The following is a 17,285-nucleotide window of genomic DNA, read 5'->3' on the forward strand; positions in this document are numbered from 1 at the left end:
AATTAAATGGATATCGTTTCTGCAGGATGATAGTTCTTCATAAAATAATCAAAGAATTCCATCTTGTTAAATTGACTTTTATTCGTACTAATAAACACCCCCAGATTCTTTTCTGGCAGCAACCACAAGAAGGAGTTAAATCCGATTACCTCGCCTGCTTTGGCCAAAATATTTTCATGGTCATAATCAGGATGGAATTTCGCAGTGAAGCCATATCCTGTATAAGCCCCTTGTGGGTGTAGCACCGCTTTACTGGTGAACATTTTGGCAATCGAATCTTCTTCTAGCACCCTTTCTGTCCCATAAGCGCCTTTGTTTAATAGAGTCAGCATCCATTTTTCCATATCATGCCCAGTAGAGAGCAGGCTGCCATCAGGAGAGTCCGCAGGGCTAAAATCGTACCTTTGAATCGGATTGTTTTCCAGATCATAGCCTGTTGCCAGCTTCGACTCCAACTCTGGCTGCAAAAGAAAACTACTCTTCTTCATTTCGAGAGGCGTAAAGATTTTCTCACTGACATAGCGATGGAAGGGAACGCCAGTCACTCTTTCTACTAGATATCCTGCCAGCATAAAGGAGAAATTCTCATTGCAGTATTGTTCCCCAGGTTGATAAATAACGGTTGGCATATAGCGGTGAATGTATTCCCGCAAGGTTAAGGATTCACCCTCGCCGAAATGATAGCTTTGGTCATTTCCCGTAAATGGCTCATCAAATCCCGCTGTGTAACTGAGTAAATGCTCAACTGTCAGTGGTCCTTCGACCTTTCTCGGTATTTCCATATCAACTAGATACGGCTGGATATCATCGTTCCATCCAATAAGCCCCTGCTCCACGAGCTGGAGGATGGCAGCGACTGTGACAATTTTGGATATCGAACCTACCTTCATGACCGTATCATCCGCACTCATCAGCATTCTTTCGTTTCGATTCGCATATCCATATGCTTTCTTTAGTTGCACTTGACCATTATGGACGACAACCACGATGGCACCCGGAAGATCATTCATCATGGAAGCATCAAAATATCCATCTACTACTCCCTCGAAATCTACCGATTCTCCAGGGAATCCGTGGTCAGAGCTGTTGTGTAATTTCGTCATGCAGTGTTGAATGATTTCACATAAGCTTTCCTGAAGGCATGTCGCTAATCGGTCTATGGTTTCATTTTTATACTGGTTCTCGCTGTAAGCTACCATAAAATGAAAACGTCCCTGTAACACGACGCATTCAATATCGATCTTGCATTCTCGGGTCTGATCAAGACTCATAGATTCTCCACCAGAAAATGCGGACAATTGAATGTCTCCCTCTTCTTCTTTTCGCTCCAGATCAAACTGCCCTAAATAATTAAAGCTGATCTCAGGCGTTATGTTGTTCTTTTGCCGATTTGCCGCCAAATATTTTAATATCCCGTAGTGAATTCCTTTATGAGGGATTTGGCGTACATCCTTTTTCATTTTATGGATGATAGCAGACAGACTCTGTTCGTTGCCAACGTCTACAATCACTGGATATTCACTTGTAAACCATCCCACTGTGCGGTTAATCTCCACATCAGGTAGAATCGATTCCCTTCCGTGCCCTTCCATATTGATGGCGAATCGATCGATATTCGCCCATTTCTTAAAAGCCATCCCGATGGCAGACAACAACAACTCATCTATTTCCGTGTGATAAGCGCGATTGGCTTGCTTCAACAATTCTCTGGTCTGTTGCTCATTCAGCATGATCGTTTTTGTCTTGGTTTGCTTCCGCAGAGGTTTCCATTCAACGTAATCGGTTGGCAGCGATTGTATTTCCATCTCCTCGACACGATTCCAATAGGTACGCTCGCCCTCGATTCTTTCGCTATGGGCATATTCGTTCAGTTTTTGCGCCCACAACTGGTATGAATCGCTCTTTAGAGGCAACGTCATCGCTTTGTCTTGGAGGAGCTGTAGATACGCTCTGTTGAAATCCTCGATTACTATCCGCCACGATACCCCGTCTACGAGTAAATGGTGAACCGCCATCAGCAGATGATCGCCATCCGCACATTGGAATAGCCCCAACCGAATGAGTGGACCATCAAAAATATGAAGACGGGATTGTATTTCGGTGCATTGCGCATCCATCACTTGATGTGTCTTTTCCGCGGTGCTATTTCGATAGTCCCAAACTTCCAGACTGTACATGTCGTCGCTTTCGCTGACCCCTCGGTTATAGGCTTCATAGCCCGTCTCCGTTTCGCGGAATACCATTCGTAGAGCGTCATGGTGTCGTAGGAGCTTTTCGATTACTTTGCGAACCAGACTCTCATCAAAACGGTCTTTTCGATAGAGCATAAACGATTGGTTATAGTGATGTGGATGCTGATTGTGCTCCTGAAAAAACCAATGCTGAATCGGGGTCAGCTGTACAGCACCCTCAATATCCCGTTGATCTATTTTCCTTTTCATCGGTTTCAGTCTTGTACCCAGTTCTGCTATCGTTGGATATTTAAAGAGATCTCTGATTTCCATCTTGTATCCCAAGGCGGATAATTGAGAGGCAACTTGTATGGACTTAATCGAGTCCCCGCCAAGCTCAAAGAAATTATCCATAATCCCAACCTGCTTCTCATGTAAAACGCCTTGCCAAACGGATACCAATGTCTTTTCGATCTCCGTTTGGGGTTCAACAAATTGCCTATCATTGTGTAGCGTTATGTTGAGTTCTGTTAACGCTTTTCGATCAATCTTTCCATTCGGGGTCACTGGTATCTCATCTAGCTGAACGAAATAAGAAGGTACCATGAACGCCGGCAACACTTTTCGTAGCGCCTCTCTCATCAAGCTTGTTTCCAGCACTTGCGCAGCCACATAAAAGGCAACCAGCCTCTTTTGACCTGATTCATCCTCTCTGGGGATTACGACAGCTTCGCGAATTTTGCTTGTTTTTAACAATGCCGCTTCGATTTCTTCCAATTCGATGCGATTCCCACGGATCTTGACTTGATTATCGAATCGCCCTAAAAATTCGATGTTTCCGCTGGGGAGCCATCGAGCCATATCCCCTGTCTTATACAATTTTTCACCCATACAAAATGGATTCTGAACAAATTTTTCATTCGTCAAATCTGGTTGCTTGAAATATCCCCTTCCTACTCCCCGTCCACCGATGTACAGTTCGCCAGGAATCCCCACAGGCACTACATTGCCGCTCGCATCCAAAATATACATTTTCACTCCTGGCAACGGCTTGCCAATCGGTAAAAACTTGTAATGTTGCTGTGTCTCTTTCTCGTAATAGGAAGCATCAATGGTTGCCTCCGTCACACCATAGCTGTTGATGATGCGCATGGTGTGGCCGTACCTGTCTACAAGGTTGTGGAATACATGCAACGGGCATTGATCCGATCCCAGAATGAGTATTTTCATAAAATCCATGGTGAGGCCCTTCTCATAAATATCGTTCATGAGAGGGATCAGAAGGACCGGAGTGGATTCAAACAGGTTGATTTCGTGCTTTTCCATCAGCTGATAAATCCGTTCCAAATCAATTCTTGCTTCTGCTGGGCAAATGACCAGCTTTCCGCCGTATAACAGACTCCGTATATAATCTCCGGTAAAAACATCAAAAGCAAAGCTCGCCCATTGCAAGCATCTGACCGGAAATTCGTCCAGCTTGTATTCTTGCTTCCATGCCTGTGCAAGCGCTTGAAGCTGTCGATGCTCGATCATGACTCCCTTTGGCTTACCTGTAGTACCAGATGTATAAATGACATAGGCTAGCTGATCGAGCTGAGTGGATAATCCCAGATTGGTATCTACAGAATGATAGGATTCATGGTCATCGAGTATGATTATTTTTTTGTCAAAATCGACTTTCTCTCTGATCGCCCGATGCAGCAGTAAAACTTCCGCTCCCGAATGCTCCAGCATGTACCGAATCCGCTCTTCCGGATATTCAGGATCAATCGGAACGTAGGCTCCGCCTGCTTTTAAAATCGCCAATACACCGACGACCATCTCCATCGATCTTTCAGCCATGATGCCCACCAATTGATTGGCGCAGACACCCTCCGCTACCAATGTTCGTGCTAGTTGATTGACCCGTTTATTCAGTGTGGAATAGGACAGCTCTTGCTCTTCGAAAACGACAGCAATATGATCTGGGGTTCTCGCACTTTGCTCTTCGAACAGCTCAATGATCGTTTTCTTTTCATCCCCATCGGTAAACTGTACGTCTATAAATCCGCTTACCGTGGCCTGTTTTTCTTCTACGGACAATAACTCTATCTGTTTGAGAAAAATCGTTGGCAGATTCGCCACCTGTTCGATGATGTTACACAAATAGCCAAGCATCCGTTGAACGGTTTCTGGCTGAAATAAATCTGTCCGATATTCGATGCTAAGGCCCGCCCCATCTTCTTGATCCAGACATACAAGCGACAAATCAAAGTTGGTCATGGAATTATAGGATTCGACTGCTTTCATTTCCAAACTGCTAATTTTTCCGTCTTCCTCTAACTTTTCAATATATTGGAACATAAAAGAAAAAATAGGATTGCGGCTCACATCTCGCTCAGGGTTAATTTTCTCGACCAATTTATCGAATGGATATTCATTATGCGCGTATGAGTCCAGCGCCAGCTGTCTGCAAGCCTGTAGCGCTTCAACAAATGTGTGCTCCATGTTCACTTCAAGTCTCAAAGGAAGAGTGTTTACAAAGAAGCCGATGACCTCTTCGATCTCCATGTTGTTTCTTCCGGCTTCCGGAGTACCGATGATAATATCCTGTTGATTGGTCAGCTTGGACAGCCATATGCTGACAGCGGATAAAAACACCATAAACATGGATGCATCATACTGCTGGGCAATCTCTCGCACACGACCGAAAATACTTTCCGGAAGATGATAAGATTCCACTGCCGAGAAAAATGTTTGTACAGGCTGACGCTGATAGTCTGTAGGCAAGTCCAATACGGGAATTTCTTTTTGGAATGTCTTCAGCCAGTACGCTTCTGATTCTGCCAGCTCTCCGTGATTGATTGCATGGTTTTGCCAGACTGCATAATCTTTGTACTGAATGTTCAAAGCAGGTAGTACTGGATCGATTCCTTGCTGCAAGGATTCGTAAATCTGGCTGAAATCCTTCAGTAATATCCCCCATGACCACTGATCACTGATCATATGGTGCATGTTCAGCAGCAATGTATATTTTTCGTCCGCCACCTTGCATAGCTTCACGCGAAACAATGCATCGTTCTCAAGGTCAAAGTACGTCTCCGACTCTTGTTGCATGACCAGCTTTACGGCTTCTTGCCTCGAGGCTACTGACTGCTTGGAAAAGTCAACAAATGTATAAGTAAAATCATGATTCCGCAGCACCTGTTGCACCGGGTGGCCGTCTTTTACCAGGAATTTCGTTCGCAGTACTTCATGTCTTTGAACCAAGAGCGAAAATGCCTTATGCAGGATACGCTCCTTCAAGGGTCCCGTTATATGGTAAATCGTCGGCATATTGTATGCTGTGCTTTGAGGTTCCAGCTGCTGAATAAAAAATAATCTCCGCTGGGCATGTGAAACCGGGTAGTAATCCTTCTCTTCTGCCTTGCGTATCGTTGCTCGATCATGCCTGGTATGAGACTGACCCATTGACGATTCTTCCCTGTGAGCCAGCAGGGAGGATAACTCGCGAATCGTGCGATGCTCAAACAAATCTTTGATCGTAACTTCTATGCCCAACTCTTTTTTCATTCGCAAGCGAACCTGAATCGTTTTCATAGAGTGCCCGCCCAGTTGAAAAAAATCATCATCGATCCCCATGTCATCTATGCTGAGCACTGTACTCCAGATCGTTGCTAGCCTTCGTTCCAAATCGTTACGAGGTGGGACGTATGCTTCTGTCTTGGTTTGCACCGTATCCACCGCTGGCAATGCTTTTTTATCTACCTTTCCGTTTCGATTCAAAGGCATCGCATCGAGGATCATGATACGCTCTGGAATCATATATTCCGGCAGAATCGTTTTGAGATATTGCTGCAGCTCCTGTTCATCCTGCTTTTCATGCAGGACAACATAAGAGATGATTCGATTGTCTCCATTCCCGTCTTCGCCTACGACCGCTATACATTGTCTAACGCGCTCATGACGTAAAAGGGCATTTTCTATTTCGCCAAGCTCAATGCGATGTCCGCGTACTTTTACTTGAAAATCGGCACGCGTTACGAATACAAGTCTCCCACTTGGCAAATAACGTCCCAAATCGCCTGTTTTATAAAGTCTTTCTTTTTTCTCTTTCAAAAAGGGATTCTCTGAAAATGCGAGATCGGTACGCTCGAAATCATTTACGTACCCCCGCCCTACTCCCATCCCGGAAATGTAGATTTCTCCTACACAACCAGTGGGAACCGGACGCATCCATTTGTCCAGCAAATAGTGCTTCATATGGTCGATGGAGTTGCCCAACGCAACATACGGATAATTATCATGCTGATAAGAACGATCTATGATTTCGTGCATCGTATCATCCGAGCATTCCGTTGCTCCATACGTGTTCACGACAGTACCTTCGGGATACAAGGCTTGCCACTTTTTACACAGTGTTACCGGCAATCCCTCACCAGTAGAGATCATATATTGCAAATGTTGCAAGGCTTGTTGTTCCGGTGGGAGAGCCAGCGCAGTATTGTGCACCGCTTCAATCATCGCCGGAACCATTTGAATCACGGTTACCTTGTCACGACTTATGGAATGAAACAATAACTCCGGGTCCGTTGCCGTCTCGTTGTCATAAATCACCACTTTTCCCCCTACCATCAAGGGAGCCAGGAATTGCCACACCGATATATCGAAGCAATGGGAAGCATTCTGTACAACAATGCTGTCATGATTCAGTCCAAGCACATCTATTTTTGCGAATAGGTGATTCAACATTCCCCTGTGCTCGATCATTGCTCCTTTTGGTATACCTGTAGAGCCCGAGGTAAAAAAAACATTTGCCAAATCATTATAGTCATTGATGATTTCAGGATCATTCGAATCCACTGTTTGCAAAGAAGTGATATCCGGACTTGCACCGTTGCCCTTGTTCAAGCAAAACACGATAGGTTTTTGCACTACTCCCGTTGCCAATGTCATGCTGCGTGACTGATAACTCGCCTCGGTCAGTATGACCTTCGCCTTGCTATTTTCCATAATCGTAACCAATCGTTGATCGGGGTGAGCGGTATCTAGCGGAACATAGCATCCCCCTGCTTTTAGCACAGCCAGAATGCCAACCAGCATATCAATGCCTCTCTCTAAAAAGATGGCAGCCAGATCATTTCTACCAAATCCTTCTCTGCGGAGCCAATGAGCCAAACGATTGGAATTTTCGTTCAATTCTCTGTAAGTAATCGAGTGGTTCATGAAGACAGCAGCGACAGCGTCAGGATTTTGCTTAACCCGCTCTTCTATTAGTTGCTGAACCAGTTGATCCATGTTTCGATGTGACTTTGTAAAATTGCCCATCACCTTCGTCATCGTCTTTTGCTCTTCATCCGTCACGGCATTCAGATCGCTGATTTTCATTTCGAAATCCGAACAAACCTGCTCAAGCATACGGATGTAATGGGACTGTAGCCTTTCCAGATCGTCCTTGGTGGTAGCATGGGGATGAATGAATTGAATCTTTATGGACCGTCCAACCGTCACCATGATTTCGAGTGAGGAAAGGCCACCTCGATGAAGGACGACCGATTCATAATCATTTTCTACACCATTCACTACTGTCACGATCATTGTAAATAAAGGATGATCTTCTGGGACTCCCGCATAGTTACGAATCATCACTCGTGTAATGATTTGATTTTGCTGCAATTCTTCCCAGCTTTCCTGAACGTTCTTTACAAAATCACACACGTTTTGATTCGCATGTACTGTCATGAAAACAGGCAAGCTGTGAGCTAATGGCCCAATAATGGTAGCTGCCCCTTCCAGTGATTCGGGTCTCCCGGAGACGGTAACACCAGTCGCTACCTTTTCATCACCACTATACATATTTACTAACAGCAGCCAAGCAGCCTGAAAGACAGCTTCAATCGAGACGCCCCGCTTGAATGACATGCTCTTGATGGATTGGGAGAATGGTTCGGAAAGAACAGCATGGCAGCTAGTCTGCTGATTTGCTTCTTTTTGCGCACCCTGTATTGGATAAAATACTGACTCGTTATCATAGTGATTGATTTTGTCTATCCAATAGCTTTTGGTTCTGGAGCCATCTTGGCTTGACTCCCATACGAAATACTCTTTGAATGATGTTCGCTGATAATCAGATGAATGATTGCCATTTGCTCTCTTCAGCCATTCCTCCAGAAGAAGCCCGCGACTGACATCGTCCATACACAATGTATGATTAGTCCAAATGATGACCGTTTGATTTTCCTCCATCTGTATCATGGATAAGCGGAGTAATGGACCTTCCTCAAAGGCAATAGGCTCCTGATGGGACGCAATCTCAGAGAGATACCTTTGCTCTTGCTGTTCCGGAGATAATCCTCGCAGGTCGTGCCAGGCGATAGGAATCGGGAAATGCTTCAATACCACTTGTACATGCTTATTTTTTAGTTTACGAAAAACCGTTCGCATTAGCGGCGTCTCACTAACTAATTCATTCCACGCTTCTTGCGCTTTTTCTCGTTCGATAGGCTGTTCGATCAGATAGCGCACCGTTGTCATCATGTCTTGGCTTAACAATTGCTTCTGTACCATGGAAAGCTCAATGACTTCCCCTACATTTTCTTTTGTTAAATGCTGCAAGCCCGTGCACCTCTTTCGCTAAAGGAATAGTTGCTCATAATCATCATTAGTAAGAAATTGGCTGTTTAGATGACTGACAATTTCACGGATTCGTTGATGCGGCTGGGCTATCACACTTTGCAATACGTATTCATATTGGGATAGCATTCTTTGCACGGTCTCCCTCTTGAATGCATGTGCATGATAGGTAATGGTTCCATGTAGTTGACCTCGTAATTCGTGGATGCGGAATTGAAAATCAATCGTGGAGAGCGGTTCTTCCTCGTTCATTTCAAACAAAATTCTCGGCTCATGATGTCCATGTAGCAACGATTCCAAGCCGTCTTTATATAGATAGGCTTCTTTTACCTTGCGCTGCACTTGCAGAACCAGCTCGGAAAAAAGTGGATTTCCTGATAGATCCGTTCGCAGCCATAAGAATGAAATTTCATGCAACTGATCCCACCCCGCCCGAAATGCCAGGGCCATATCCTCCTTCTCGCTTTCAGCATGCAAGAGGACCAGAAATGTGCTCATGAAAATATCAAACGAAGAGCTGTCCCAAGATTGAGCCAGACGGGATATTTGAGTCGACGGCAATCCTGTTATTTCAAGCTTCTCTCGTTCGAACATAGTGGCATCGCTAGAAAGACTCCTTCCTTCCTCTGGCAATATCTTCAAGGAAGGCAAATGGGCAAAGTTCTTCGTCCAGTAGTCTTTATTCGCTTGGCTTTTTAGCATCAGGATATCTTCACTGTCATTTTTCAAAAGAAATAGACTGGCTGCTTCAAAATCGGCAACCCATTTGACGACCGTTTCTTCATTCAAAATATCAGCATTGTATTCAAAGCCTGCCAATATGTCCTGCTGGTTGTCCCGTTCAACCACAAAACATAAATCATACTGGGATATATTTTTATGAATAGGATAAGAACTGATTGTTAACCCATTGCTTTGAAACGTATTTTGGGCATTGCCCACAAAAATGGCCCCATCCTGCTTAATCGCTTTCTGATGGACAAAAGCGGTTGAAAAAAAAGACGAATATTTTTTATCGCGATCATAATCCAGCTCTCCCGCGATCAAAGAAAGTGGGTAATTTTGATACGTTGAGCATACTGACAGCTCTTCTTGGACAAGTCGAGCTAACTCGCGAAACGAACAATTTTTCGGGATTTTGATTCGGAGTGGCAGCATCACGAGACATGGTCCCATGATGGAATAAAACTCTTTTTCGGGTCTGCCAAATCTGGGTACACCGATAATGATGTCATCTTGGCCTGAGATACGAGAAAGAAAAGCAAGGAAGAGAGACAAATAAATAACATCCGTTTGATAGTGATGATTTTTCCGGTAGGCCATCATCTCATCGCGGAGTTCGTGTTTGCACGTAAAGAATGAGATCCCGCCTTTAAACGACGGCGTACTGGGACGACTTTTATCAGTCGGCAGCTCTAGCCTTTTAAGAGGTCCACCCAGCTTCTTTTTCCAAAAAGCTCTCGCTTCCTCGCCTTCTTGGCTGGCTAAATAATTCTGTTCCCACTCAACAAAATCCGCAAAATGATGTGTGGACGGTTGTATCACAAGCTCTTGATCTGCTATCAACTGTTGATAGATCATCGTAAATTCATCGAGCATGAGCGAAACACTCCACCCATCTGAGCAGATGTGGTGGTACTTCAAGCTTAAAATACTGCCTACTTCTTTATAATCCAGCAATTTGCAACTGAATAATGGCCCCTCGTCCAACTGAAATGACTTGCTCAGTTCTAGATTCAGATATGCTCGAATCGTTGAATCGTCCCAATCAGCAGAAGCCACATGCTCAAAATCCAAGATAGGCTCGCTGTATACTTTTTGTATGGGCTCGTCTTCTAACACAAAAATGGACCGATTGATTTCATGACGCTTCACGATCTCGGTAAGCGTACGTATCGTCACAGCTACATCCAATCGTTGTTCGAATCTGAACAGAAACTGCTCATGATAAAAAGCACTTGTTGGATGTACCAAATAGTGAATGAAGTAATCCTTTTGCGTTTCAGATAAAGCGATTGTTTTCATAAAGGTTCTCTGCGTCATTCATGATCACCCCGATATTTTACTGCGAAATGGTTGGGCATGCGGCTTTCACCAGCATGCCCGACAAGCAATCAATCGGTTAGCTGAATAGTTCATTGAAATCGTATTCTTCCGCCAATTTCAATTGAGATAAACGCTGAAGTGGATTTTCAGTCATTTGGCATAGGATGTGTTCGATTTGACTCATAAACGTATCCATGGCTTGCCTGCTAAATACATCCGCATTATATTGTGCAGTGAAAGTGAGCTGGTCATGATACGTCGACAAAAACAACATCATATCCAATTGATCATCCTTAACAAAATGGCTGCCTTCATACGTTTTGACCATCGTTTCATCCAGGAAACGACTTAACGGACAATACCTGTAGATGATACCGTCTGATTCAAGCAGATTGTTCGAGGCTTGTTGTCCAATAAAAACAACGGAATACAAATTCTTTTTCTGACCCTTGGCGGCTAATTGATCCTCTACGACCAAATTGTACGGATAGTCCTGATTCTCATACGCCGTATACGCCGTTTCTCGCGTGCTGTTCAACATTTCCAAAACAGTCGGGTTGCCGGACAAATCTGTACGCATGGCGACCGGATTGATCAGAGGGCCCATAATTCCTTCGAGGTCTGTCTGGGTACGACCAGATAATGTAGAGCCGACAGTAATGATTGTTTGGTCCGTGATGAGCGATAGCCAGATGTTTATCGCCGTAAGAATGGTGGTATATCCGGTGCCGCCTGCCATTCGAGTCAATTCTGAGAGCGCTTGCACAGTCTTTGGTTCAATCGAAAGCGTTGTTACATTTGATATCCGGCTGTCGCGAGTGTATGGATCTGCTTCTCGCGGAATGATCGGTGCCTCTACATTTTGTTGCAACTGTTTTAACCAATAGTCTCGCTGCCGGTTCAGTTCACCATTTTGTAATCGGGCTTGCTGCCACATAGTGTAATCAATATAATCCAGCGGTTTGGAAGACTGACGATAAACGCCACTCTTTTCTTGTTGATACACATCTGCCAAATCATTCATAAACACATCGAGCGACCAGCCATCAAATCCAATATGATGAGTGCCCAGGAGGAAGAAGTGCTTTGTTGGCGTGACTCGATATAACTTCATCCGAAAGAAGGACTCTCGAGAAAAATCAAATGGCTTGTACAAGGCAGATTCCAAATCCATTTGGATGCGTTGCTCGCCTTCCGTCACAGATAAAGAAGACAAGTCCACATACTCGTTATCCACCTTCAGGTCGTCATACACTTTTTGATACAATTGCCCTTCTTTTTCTATAATTGTCGTGCGCATTATTCTGTGCCGTTCAGACATGAGACCCATAGACTTGTGCAGGACATGACTATCAACGGGGCCCTCCACTTCAAAGAGGTACACCCCTCCTACCGCTTCCTGGTCACTGAATTTTGCATGGAACCACTGTCTTCTTTGACCGTGGGATACTTCAAACAATTGCTGTCCAGGCTGATTCTCCACTCGTACAACCTCATGAATACGCGTATTCTTCTCCGCCCCTTGCTTGATCTCGGCTACCCGGGCTGCCAGCGCTTCGATCGTCGTAAACTCAAATATGGTTCGCAAGGGTATGTCCAGCCCCAAAACTGTTCTCATACGAGACATCACTTGTGTAGCCAATAACGAATGTCCACCTATGTCGAAGAAAGAATCCTTGATACTAATCTGATTCATCTGCAAAATATCGCACCAGATGGAGTGAATCATTTCCTCAGGAATCGCACGCGGTTCGATCATAGTAGAATCAGATAGTTTCATCACCGGCAATTCCAGTGCGTTGCGATTAATCTTTCCGCTCGTTGTTTTCGGGATGCTGTCCAGCTTCGTGAAATAGGTTGGAATCATATAAGCAGGCAATTGCCCCTTCAGGAATTCTCGCCATTCGTTCACATCGCCATCGCCCACGATATAAGCGGCCAGCTCTGTAGATCCCCTGTCGTTTTGAATGGAAATAACGGCTGCTTCACGAATAGACGGATGTCTGCTTAATGTGGATTCAATCTCCCCTAATTCAACCCGGATGCCCCTTATCTTGATTTGATTATCTTTTCTACCTACGAATTTGATATTTCCGGAAGGCAGGTAATATCCTTTGTCGCCGGTTCGATACATCCGCTCCCCTGCTACAAATGGATTTTCCATAAAGGCTTCTTCCGTTTTCTCGCGGTTGTATAGATAGCCCCTTGCCAGTCCCAGACCACCGATATAAAGGTCGCCTATGACACCAATCGGAACTGGGTTCAAATTTTTGTCCAGGATGTAAATTCTGTTGTTATCAATTGGCTTACCTACACTGACACAATCCTTCTCAAACGCGTCCTCAGGCGCGCAGGTATAAATGGTAGAGTCAATCGAGACCTCTGTTGCCCCCCATGTATTATGGAGCTTGGCGTTCAGATTTCGATAGAACTTGCCTACCGTTTCCGGTAAGAGCGCCTCACCACTGGAGATCACATTTTTTAATGTCCCTAATTTTGCGACATGCTCAGGAGTAAGGGCATCGACAAACATATTGAGCATACTCGGCACAAATTGAATGCACGCCACTTGGTACTGAATGGCCGCCTGAATAATTGCCTCTGGATCTCGATGCAACCATGGCTCCAAGAGTGCGATCCGTCCCCCTACAGACAATGGCCAAAAAAACTCAACAGCTGCATCATCGAATGTCAGTGTTGTTTTTTGCAGAACGGCTTCCCCTTGCTCCAAGCCATGCTGGCGTTGCATCCATAGCATTCGATTGACCCATCCAACATGGAGGTTTTCCACGCCTTTTGGAATGCCCGTCGATCCTGACGTGTAATAAATCGAAACCAAATCCGTTGGTTTTACAGTCTGCTCCGGCAATCCCTCAGGCATGCTTGCTATGATTTCCTTGTCGGCATCTGGCTGTACGCATTGAACATGCGTCGCTTGCTCGAAAAGATGCCAGAATTCCTGCTCTGTGATACAAACATTGGTTTTGGAGCTTTCCAGCAATTGAGCCATCCTTGCTTCGGGCAGCTCAGTATCTAAGGGAAGAAATGCTCCGCCTGCCTTTACGATGCCGAGAATCGCTACGACCAGCTCAAGGGATCGATTCATGCATAGCCCAACAGGTGTATTGGGCCGAACGCCCAGCTTGATCAAATAATGCGCCAGTTGGTTAGAACGCCTGTCTAATTCCCGATAGGTTATCGTTTCACTGCCCATTTCAGCAGCGATTCGTTCCGGCGTCTTTCTTGCTTGTTCGATAAACAAATCATGCAAGCATGTATTCTCGGGAACGGTTGCATCTGTCCGATTCCACTCCACTACGATTTTGTGACGCTCATCCTTGGGTAACAATTCGAGCGATGCAATCGGAGCGTCTGGTGCATTCACCAATGCTTGCAACCAGTTTTCGAAATGAATAGCCATTCTTTCCACGGTCGCTTGATCAAATAAATCCGTGTTATAAATCATGTTCATGACTAGTCCGTCTGCAGACTCGCCCATGGACAGCTCGATATCAAATTTTGATACATTATGACGAACTGGCATGATTTCCAAAGTTCCGGCTGACGAACCATACACTTCTGATGACAATTCAGCCCAAGTGAACATGGTCTGAAAAACCGGAGAGTAGCTGGTGTTACGTTCGAGTTGGAGCGACTCTACGATTTTTTCAAATGGGACGTCTTGGTTTTCCTGCGCCAGAAGTGCTTTTTCTTTTATACGAGCTAGCAGTTGTTTGAAGGTAGGACCGTCTTGAAGATTTGCCCGATAGACGAGCGTGTTCACGAAGAATCCAATTAATCCTTCGATTTCTTTTACATGTCGATTCGCTACAGGGCTCCCCACCAAAATATCCGTCTGTCCGGTATATCTGGATAAAAAGCTTTGATAAGCTGCCAACATGGTCATAAATAAAGTCGCATTCTCTTGCCTGCTTACGGTTTTCAATTTCTCAAGCAACGTCAATGGCAGCACGGTTTTATGCATACTTCCTGCATAGCCTTGAACCGCTGGTCGAGGCCGATCAATCGGTAATTGCAAGACAGGAAGCTCTCCAGACAGCTCCGCTTTCCAATAATCCAGCTGTTGACCGATCACATCATCTGTCAGCCATTCACGCTGCCACACAGAGAAATCGGTATATTGAATCGGTAGAGCAGTAAGCTCAGCAAGACTTCCACTCTGTGCCTTCTCATAGAAGGCCAGCCATTCTTTCAATAAGATTTCCTCAGACCATCCGTCCGTAATGATGTGGTGCATCGTACATAGTAGAACGGACTCTTCTTCCCCTACTGCAATCAATTTTGCCTGAATCAAGGGGCCTCGATGCAAATCGAACCTTCCCCCTGCCTCTTGCTCGATAACCTCGGTCAGCTGCTCTTCTTTCGAGGCTTCGGTTTGTTCTCTCAAGTCGATGACAGGCAACGGAGTAAACTGATACGGTTGGACAGCCTGGAAAGGTTGACCATTTTCATTCGGAAAAACCGTACGCAATATTTCATGACGCAAAAGCAGCGCATTCCATCCTTTTTCCAACGCACTTGCATTCCACGGCCCAGTCAAACGCCAAATATGAGGAACGTTGTAAGCTGTGCTCTCCGGTTCCAATTGTTGTAAAAACCATAAGCGCTGCTGTGCATGAGATAACGGGAATTTTTCTGTATGAGACGCTATCGTAATCGTTGGAATCCGCTCTCTTTTTCCATTCTGACTGAGCTCCATCATTCTTGTATGGAAACTCGCGATAGTCGGACATTCGAACAAGATTCGCAACGGGATAGATAATTGGAAAGCTTCCTCCAAGCGGGATATGAGCTGTGTCGCAAGCAGGGAGTGACCGCCTAAATCAAAAAAGGAGGAGTGGATACTCATTCGTTCCACTTTTAAAGTCTCACTCCAAATGGATGCTATCCTACTCTCTGTAGCAGTACGTGGTGCGACAAATTCATCCTCCAGCATGACGGTTTCTGGCAATGGTAACGCCTTTCGGTCAACTTTTCCTTGTGTGGTTAGCGGAAATGCTTCCATTTTCACAAAATAGGACGGAACCATGAAAGGAGGCAATTGCGTACTCGCATACTTTTTCCACTGCTCGACGTCTCCATCTCCAGCGATATAGGCGATGAGCCTTTTATCGTCTGCTCCGTATTCCTGTGCAATGACGATGGCTTCCCTGACGTCTTCCGGCTGATTCAAGACGGCCTCAATCTCGCCCAGTTCTATACGGTACCCTCTTATTTTCACTTGATTGTCTTTTCGACCGATAAATTCAAGTCCTCGATCAGGCACATATTTCACCATGTCACCCGTCTTGTATAATCTGGCTTCCGGGTCTGGATCAAAGGGATGCTTAATGAATTTCTCCTGATTAATCTCGGGTCGATTCCAGTATCCCAGAGCCAGTCCCTTACCACCCACGTACATTTCCCCTACAAGACCAACAGGCACCAGCTTTTGTTTGTCGTTTAAGATATACACTTCGGTGTCATTGATAGGGCGACCGATCGAAACGGATTGTTGGATAGCGTTTCGATCGGTTACTGGATAAAAGGTGGCAAAAGTCGTGGTTTCCGTAGGGCCGTAGCAATTGATCAATAACGTATCAGACAAATTGTCTACTACCTTTTGAGCGTGCTTGTGGGACATAATATCCCCGCCCACCAGCAATTGCCGAACCCCTTTTACATCTTCCAGATGAAAATCAATCAATTGATGAAAGACTCCGGCCGTTAGCAATAACGTACTGACTTGGTAATCACGTAGTACCTGCCCCATCTCGCCAAGATCAAGCTCTTTGTATGGAAAAACAACGAGCTTCGCTCCATTTAACAAGCTGCCCCATACTTCGAAAGTCGACGCATCAAATGAGATCGACGCCATATGCAGCATCGTTTCTGCCGTTGTGAGCGATACATAAGAGGCATCCTTAACAAGCCGGATGACACCGCGGTGAGGAATGAGCACCCCTTTCGGATTACCTGTCGAGCCGGAAGTATACATCAAATAAGCAAGGCTTTCTGAAGTGGCATGCTGCTCCAAATTCGCATCTGATTCCATGCTGATCGCCAGATAGTCGCGCTCAGGGCATACTACCTTCAAGCCTTCTGGCAACCGCGATACCAAGCTTTCTTGTGCGAGTACAATCGTAGTGTCTGCATCTTGCAGCATATAATGGACTCGCTGCGGAGGGTAGGCAGGATCAAGCGGGACATAGGCCCCGCCTGCCTTTACAATCGCAACCATACCGATGATCATTTCGAACGAACGATCCATATACAAGCCGACTTTGCTCTTTGTTCCTACCCCACACTTTTTCAAATAATGGGCCAGCTTGTTCGCCCTGCTATTCAGCTCTTGATAAGTGAGTGAGGCATCCTTCCATAGCAAAGCGATGTTGTCAGGATGAAGCTCGACCTGCTCCTCAAAGAATGCCGTGATGGATTTGTTCATACAGCCCC

Annotated in this window: 3 protein-coding genes; all 3 read right to left on the reverse strand. The window is 45.3% G+C overall.

What is annotated here, in order from left to right; genetic code table 11:
- Positions 1–2: 2 nt before the first annotated feature.
- Positions 3–8,765: a non-ribosomal peptide synthetase gene (locus tag C7R93_RS22510; RefSeq protein WP_106840916.1), complete on the reverse strand. Its 8,763-nt coding sequence runs from the start codon at positions 8,763–8,765 to the stop codon at positions 3–5.
- Between the two features lie 18 nt (positions 8,766–8,783).
- On the reverse strand, positions 8,784–10,826 hold the full coding sequence (locus C7R93_RS22515; RefSeq protein WP_106840917.1) for a condensation domain-containing protein: 2,043 nt from the start codon (positions 10,824–10,826) through the stop codon (positions 8,784–8,786).
- Positions 10,827–10,905: 79 nt separating this feature from the next.
- Positions 10,906–17,277 carry a non-ribosomal peptide synthetase gene (locus tag C7R93_RS22520; RefSeq protein WP_106840918.1) on the reverse strand — a complete coding sequence of 2,124 codons (6,372 nt, stop codon included), beginning with the start codon at positions 17,275–17,277 and terminating at the stop codon, positions 10,906–10,908.
- Positions 17,278–17,285 lie beyond the last annotated feature (8 nt).

The organism is Brevibacillus fortis, from assembly GCF_003013395.1.
Lineage (GTDB): Bacteria > Bacillota > Bacilli > Brevibacillales > Brevibacillaceae > Brevibacillus > Brevibacillus fortis.

Coding starts and splice junctions, on each gene's coding strand:
- C7R93_RS22515 (WP_106840917.1), bottom strand. CDS start 10,826: ATGACGCAGAGAACCTTTATGAAAACAATCGCTTTATCTGAAACGCAA.
- C7R93_RS22520 (WP_106840918.1), bottom strand. CDS start 17,277: ATGAACAAATCCATCACGGCATTCTTTGAGGAGCAGGTCGAGCTTCAT.